Genomic DNA, 332 nt, shown 5'->3' on the forward strand with positions numbered 1-332 from the left:
GGTTGGCAATTGGTTTAGCAGAGGCAAACATGGGCACGTATATTAAGTATGCATTCTTTTGGATTTGGGGATTCGCCATCGTTATGTTAGTAATTGCAATGTTGATGGGCATTGTGACGATTTAAGTATGAAAAATAGAAACTATAGTCCCGGTGCAAAATGAAATAATAGTTGCATAAACATGTCGAAATGACAGAACGATTCGAGAACAATTTTAAAAATTAATGAAATAATTGTGTAGAAATATGAATTTCACTAAATGTTAATAACTTTGTGACGTTTTAGTTAACAGACTAATAAAAATTTGAAAATACTATATATAGTGGTATAAC

Annotated in this window: 1 protein-coding gene; it reads left to right on the top strand. The window is 30.7% G+C overall.

Translation table 11 applies throughout. The features are described from left to right. Window positions 1-125: hypothetical protein (locus tag IDG60_RS22065; protein ID WP_241013331.1), on the top strand; the 125-nt coding region annotated here is incomplete at its 5' end. Window positions 126-332: the final 207 nt, after the last annotated feature.

This window comes from Staphylococcus sp. EG-SA-2, assembly GCF_017152085.1.